The sequence below is a fragment of the Streptomyces sp. NPDC047014 genome, from assembly GCF_040644195.1.
Classification (GTDB): domain Bacteria; phylum Actinomycetota; class Actinomycetes; order Streptomycetales; family Streptomycetaceae; genus Streptomyces.
Genome location: NZ_JBEYVX010000077.1, coordinates 22904 through 29380, shown reverse-complemented (window position 1 = coordinate 29380; position 6477 = coordinate 22904). Strand labels below are relative to the sequence as shown.

General features: G+C 76.4%; 1 protein-coding gene. It reads left to right on the top strand.

Annotated elements, in window-relative coordinates; all coding sequences use genetic code 11:
• Positions 1–15 precede the first annotated feature (15 nt).
• Complete coding sequence (locus ABZ873_RS27750; RefSeq protein ID WP_360877283.1) at positions 16–6474, top strand: SDR family NAD(P)-dependent oxidoreductase; 6459 nt, start codon at positions 16–18, stop codon at positions 6472–6474.
• The last annotated feature ends 3 nt before the right edge of the window (positions 6475–6477 follow it).

Genomic DNA, 6477 nt, shown 5'->3' with positions numbered 1-6477 from the left:
CGCGGCACCGTCCTGGTGACCGGCGGCACCGGCGCCCTCGGCGCCCGGGTCGCCCGCTGGCTGGCCCGCGAGGGCGCCGAGCACATCGTCCTCACCAGCCGCGGCGGCGCCCTCGCGCCCGGCGCGGACGACCTGGCCGCCGAACTGACCGCGGCCGGTGCCCGGGTCACCCTGGTCCCTTGCGACCTCGGCGACCCCGCCCAGGTGGCCGCGCTGGTCGCCGAGGCCCAGCGCGAGGGCGACCGTATCGGCGCCGTGGTGCACGCGGCCGGCGCCGGCGGTCTCGGACCGCTGGCCGACGCCGGGACCGGGGACCTCGCGGAGGCGTTCGCCGCCAAGGTCACCGGCATCGCCCACCTGGAAGCGGCCCTGGACCCCGGTCAGCTCGACGCGGTCGTCTACTTCTCCTCCATCAGCGCCTCCTGGGGCGCCGGCGACCACGGCGTCTACGCCGCGGCGAACGGGGTCCTCGACGCCCGCGCCGAGGCGCGCCGCGCCGCCGGGGTGCCCACCGTGTCCATCGCCTGGGCCCCCTGGGCGGGCGGCGGCATGGCCGACGACCCGGTGTTCGAGACGCTCTCCCGCAAGGGACTGCCGCTCATCGACCCGGACCTGGCGGTCTCCGCCCTCGCCGAGGTCCTCGCCGAGGGCGAGTCCTCCGTACTGCTGGTGGACGTGGACTGGGCGCGGTTCGTCCCGCAGTTCACCTTCGAACGCCGCAGCCGTCTGCTGGACGAGCTGCCCGAGGCCCGGCCCGAACCGGCCGCCGAGGAAGGCGCCCCGGACGAGGCGGGCACCCCGCTCGCCCGGCGGCTGGCCGGTCTCACCGGCCCCCAGCGCGCCGCGGCCCTGCGCGACGTGGTGCGCGAGCACGCCGCCGCCGTCCTCGGCCACGAGGACGCGCAGGCCGTCGACCCGGCCCGCGCCCTCAAGGAGCTCGGCTTCGACTCGCTGACCGCCGTCGAGCTGCGCAACCGGCTGAGTACCGTCACCGGGCTGAAACTGCCCGCCACCCTGGTCTTCGACCACCCCAACGCCGTCGAACTGGCCGGCTTCCTGGCCCAGCGGATGGGCGGCACCACCACCGCCCCGGGCACCTCGCCGACCACCGTCGTACGGGTCGACCAGGACGACCCGATCGCCATCGTCGCGATGGCCTGCCGCTACCCCGGCGGGATCGCCTCCGCCGAGGACCTGTGGCGGGCGGTCCGGGACGAGGCCGACCTGATCACCCCCTTCCCCACCGACCGCGGCTGGCCCCTGGACCGGCTCATGGACGCCGACCCCGACCGGCCCGGCGCCAGCTACGTCGACCACGGCGGATTCCTGTCCGGCGCGGGCGACTTCGACCCCGGCTTCTTCGGCATCTCGCCGCGCGAGGCCCAGGCGATGGACCCGCAGCACCGGCTCCTCCTGGAGTCCTCCTGGGAGGCCCTCGAACGCGCCGGCATCGACCCCAGGTCGCTGCGGGGCAGCCGGACGGGCGTGTACATGGGGCTCACCGACCAGGCGTACGGCACCCGGCTGCGCGGCTCCACCGACGGCCTGGAGGGCTTCCTCGTCAGTGCCTCGGCCAATGTCGCCTCGGGCCGGATCTCCTACTCCCTCGGCTTCGAGGGCCCCGCGCTCACCGTCGACACCGCCTGCTCCTCCTCCTTGGTCGCCCTGCACCTGGCCGCCCAGGCGCTGCGCGACGGCGAGTGCGACCTGGCGATGGCGGGCGGCGCCACCGTGATGCCCGACCCGACCTCCTTCGTCGCGTTCAGCCGGCAGCGCGGACTGGCCGCCGACGGCCGCTGCAAGCCCTTCGCCGCCGCCGCCGACGGGTTCTCCCTCGGCGAGGGCGCGGGCGTGCTCCTCGTGGAGCGGCTCTCCGACGCCCGCCGCAACGGCCACCCCGTCCTGGCGGTGATCCGCGGCTCCGCGGTCAACCAGGACGGCGCCTCCAACGGCCTCACCGCACCCAACGGCCCCGCCCAGCAGCGGGTCATCCGCCAGGCGCTGGTCAACGCCGACCTGCCCTCCTCGGCGGTCGACGCGATCGAGGCGCACGGCACCGGCACCACCCTCGGCGACCCCATCGAGGCCCAGGCCCTGCTGGCCACCTACGGCCAGGACCGGCCCGCCGGCCGGCCGCTGTACCTCGGCTCGGTGAAGTCCAACATCGGGCACAGCCAGGCCGCCGCCGGTGTGGCCGGGATCATCAAGATGGTCGAGGCGATGCGGCACGGAGTACTCCCGCGCAGCCTGCACGTGGACGCCCCCAGCCCGCACGTGGACTGGACGGCCGGAGCGGTGGAACTGCTCGCCGAGGCCCGGGACTGGCCCGAGACCGGCGAGCCGCGCCGGGCGGGTGTCTCCGCCTTCGGGATCAGCGGCACCAACGCCCACGTGATCCTGGAGCAGGTACCGGACGACGGCGCCGCCGTGGCCGCCGGCGGGCCGCGGCCCGGGAACCCGGGCCGGCCCGTTCCCGTCCTCGTCTCCGCCCGGACCCGCGAGGCCCTCGCCGGCCAGGCCACCCGCCTGGCCGGCCACCTCGGCCAGGACCCGGCCGCCGTCACCGACCTCGCCTACTCGCTGGCCACGACCCGTACGGTCCTGGACCACACGGCGGTCCTCGTGGCCGCCGGCCCGGAGGAACTGCGCGGCGCCCTCGCCGGCCTGCCCGCCGGGAAGGCCGCCGAGGAACGCGCCGACGGCGGGCTCGCCTTCCTGTTCACCGGACAGGGATCCCAGCGCGCCGGCATGGGCCGTGAGCTGTACGGGGCCTTCCCGCACTTCGCCGAAGCCTTCGACGAGGTGTGCGCGGAGCTGGATCGCCACCTGCCCCGCCCGCTGCGCACGGTCGTGTTCGCCGAACCCGGCTCGCCCGAGGCCGCGCTGCTCGACCAGACCCTCTACACCCAGACGGCCCTGTTCGCGGTGGAGACGGCCCTGTACCGGCTGCTCACGCACTGGGGCGTCCGGCCCGACGCGCTGCTCGGCCACTCCGTCGGCGAGCTCGTCGCCGCGCACGCCGCCGGCGTGTGGTCGACCGCCGACGCGGCCCGGGTGGTCACCGCCCGCGCCCGGCTGATGCAGGAACTGCCCGCGGGAGGGGCGATGCTGTCCGTCGCCGCCACCGAGGCGCAGGTGTCCGAACTCCTGGACACCACGACGGAACTGGCCGTCGCCGCCGTCAACGGCCCCGCCTCCGTGGTGCTCTCCGGCACCGAGGCCGCCGTCACCGACGCGGACACCCGCCTCGGCGCGGCGGGGCTGCGCACCAAGCGGCTCACCGTGAGCCACGCCTTCCACTCGCCGCTGATGGAGCCGATGCTCGCCGCGTACGAGCGGGAACTGGCCCAGGTGACCTTCGGGGAGCCCGTCCTGCCCGTCGTCTCCAACCTCACCGGTCGCACCGCCACCGCCGGGGAACTGCGCGACCCCGCCTACTGGGTGCGCCAGGTCCGGCACGCGGTCCGCTTCGCGGACGGGGTGCGCACCCTCCTCGACGAGGGCGTGACCACCTTCCTGGAACTGGGCCCCGACGGCGTGCTCACCTCCATGGCCCAGGAGTCGGCGGCCACCGCGGCCACCGGCATCGCCACCCAGCGCAGGGAGCGGGACCAGGTGAGGACCCTGCTCATGGCGCTCGGCCGGACGCACGTGCGCACCGGCCGCGTGGACTGGGCCGCCTTCTTCGAGGGCACGGGCGCCCGCAGGGTGGAACTGCCCACCTACGCCTTCCAGCGCCGCCGCTACTGGCTGGACACCCCGGCCGGCGGAGCCGACGCGCTGGCCGGCGCCGGACTGGCCGGCACCGGGCACCCGCTGCTCACCGCGGCCGCCCCGCTGCCCCAGACGGGCGGGTTCCTCTACAGCGGAGCCCTGCCCCGGGACGCCGCCGAGCGGGTCCTGCCCGCCGGGGAGGTCCTGGACCTGGTGCTGTGGGCGGCCGACCGGCTCGGCGGCGACCGGATCGCCGGTCTCGACCTGAGCACCGCCCTCACCCGGCCCGGCGCGCCCCTGCAACTCGCGGTGGCCGGGCCCGACGAGGACGGCAGCCGTGCCTTCACCCTGCACACCGGGCCCGCCGACGGCACCGAGGCTCCGTGGGACCGCGTCGCCACCGGCGTACTCGGCGGCGCACCGGCCCGGACCGGATCCGACCCGGAGGTCTGGCCGCCGGCCGACGCCGAGCCGGATGCCGCCCGGGAGGGCGTGTGGCGCCGTACGGACGAGCTGTTCGCCGAACTGGTGCTGACCGAGGAGGAGGCCGCCGAGGCCGACCGCTTCGGCCTGCACCCGGCGCTGCTGGCCGCGCTGACCGGACTCGTCACCGAACTGGCCGGGGAGCCCGTCCACTTCGACGGCGTGTCCCGGTACGCCACCGGCGCCACCGCTCTGCGCGCCCGGCTGACCCGGACGGGCGCCGACGCGGTCACCGTCCGGCTCACCGACCCCGAGGGCGAACCCGTTCTCACGGCCGACCGGATCACCGTCCGGGAGGGCAGCGCCGCGCCGGCGGCCCCGTCGGGAGCCACGGGCACGGACGCGCTCCACCGGCTGACGTGGACACCCGCCCCGCAGGCGGACACCGGCCAGGCCACCCCCGTCTGGGCGGTCGTGGGCGACGACCCGCACGCCCTGGCCAAGGCCCTCGCCCACACCCGGGGGGCGGAGGTCAGGACCTACCCGGACCTCGCCGCGCTCGGGGAGGCCGCGAGCCGGGACACCGCCCCTGACCTGGTCGTCCTCACCGTCGAGACCGCGCCGGGCGAGCTGCTGGAGTCCGTACGGCACACCACGCACCGCACGCTGGCCCTGGCCCTGGACGTCCTGGCGGACGCCCGGCTGACCGGCGCCGGCACGGTGTTCGTCACCAGGAACGCCGTCGCCACCGGCGACGGCACCCCGGTGGACCCGGCCCAGGCGGCGGCCCGCGGCCTGCTGCTCTCGGCCCAGGCCGAGCACCCGGAGCGGTTCGTACTCGTCGACCTGGGCGACCGGGACGAGGAGGCCGACCTCCTGGCCACGGCCGTGGCGCACGCGACGGCCGGCTCCGAGGCGCAGCTCGCGCTCCGCGGCGGCGAGGTCCTCGTGCCCCGGCTGGCCCCGGTCACCGACGAGCGGCCGCAGACCCCCGCCGCACCCGAGGGCGGCCACGGCACCGTGCTCGTCACCGGCGCGACCGGCGGCATCGGCACCGAGATCGTGCGGCACCTGGCCACCGGACACGGGGTACGCCGGCTCCTGCTGCTCAGCAGGAAGGGGCCGCGGGACCCGCGCGCCGCCGCACTGGCCGCCTCCCTCGCCGAGGCGGGCGCCGAGGCCACCTTCGTGGCCTGCGACACGGCGGACCGCGCGGCCCTGGCCGCCGTCCTCGCGGAGGTCCCGGCGGAGCACCCCGTGACCGCGGTCGTGCACATCGCGGGCGTCGTCGACGACGGAGTGCTGACCACCCTGACGCCCGAGCGGGTGGACACCGTCATGCGGCCCAAGGCCGACGCGGCGCTCAACCTGCACGAGCTGACCGCGGACCTGGGCCTGTCCCGCTTCGTGCTCTTCTCCTCCGGCGTCGGCACCTTCGGCGGCGCCGGCCAGGCCAACTACGCGGCGGCCAACGCGTTCCTGGACGCGCTCGCCCACCGCCGCCGGGAGGCCGGCCTGCCCGCCACCTCGCTGGCGTGGGGCCTGTGGGAGACCACCTCCGGCATGGCGGCCGGCCTGTCCGACGGCGACCGGCGCCGCATGGCGCAGGCGGGTGTCCTGGCCTTCACCCCCGAGCAGGGACTCGCCCTGTTCGACCGGGCCTGGGCCTCCGGGGCGACCACCCTGGTGCCGATGCGCCTGGACCTGGCCGTCCTGCGGAAGAAGGCGGGCGACGGGTCCCTCCCGGCGCCGTTCCGCGTTCTGGTCCGGGCCCCGCTGCGCCGGGCCTCCGCGGGCGCTGCCGCGGCGCCCGCGCAGACCCTCGCCCAGCAGCTGGCCGCCCAGTCCGGGAGCGGGCGGCAGAGCCTGCTGCTGGAGCTGATCCAGCGGCAGGTCGCGACCGTCCTCGACTACGGCTCCGACGTACCGCTCGACCCGCGGCGGCCCTTCCGGGAGCTCGGATTCGACTCCCTGACGGCGGTGGAACTGCGCAACGGACTCATCAAGGCCACCGGCGTCCAGCTCTCGGCCGCACTGGTCTTCGACTACCCGACCGCCCACGCGCTCGCCGAGCACCTGCAGAGCAGGATCCTGCGGTCGGTCGCCGGGGCCCCGCTGCCGGTACTGACCCAGCTCGACCACCTGGAGGCCGCGCTGGCGGCCTCACCCCCGGACGACGCCACCCGCGAACAGGTGGCCGCCAGGCTGCGCGGCCTGGCCGCCGCCTGGAACGACCGCGAGAACGCCCCGTCCGAGGGCGACATCAGCAGCAAGCTCGATTCCGCGACGGATGAAGAGCTCTTCGACTTCATCAACGCGGAATTCGGAAAGGACTGAGCC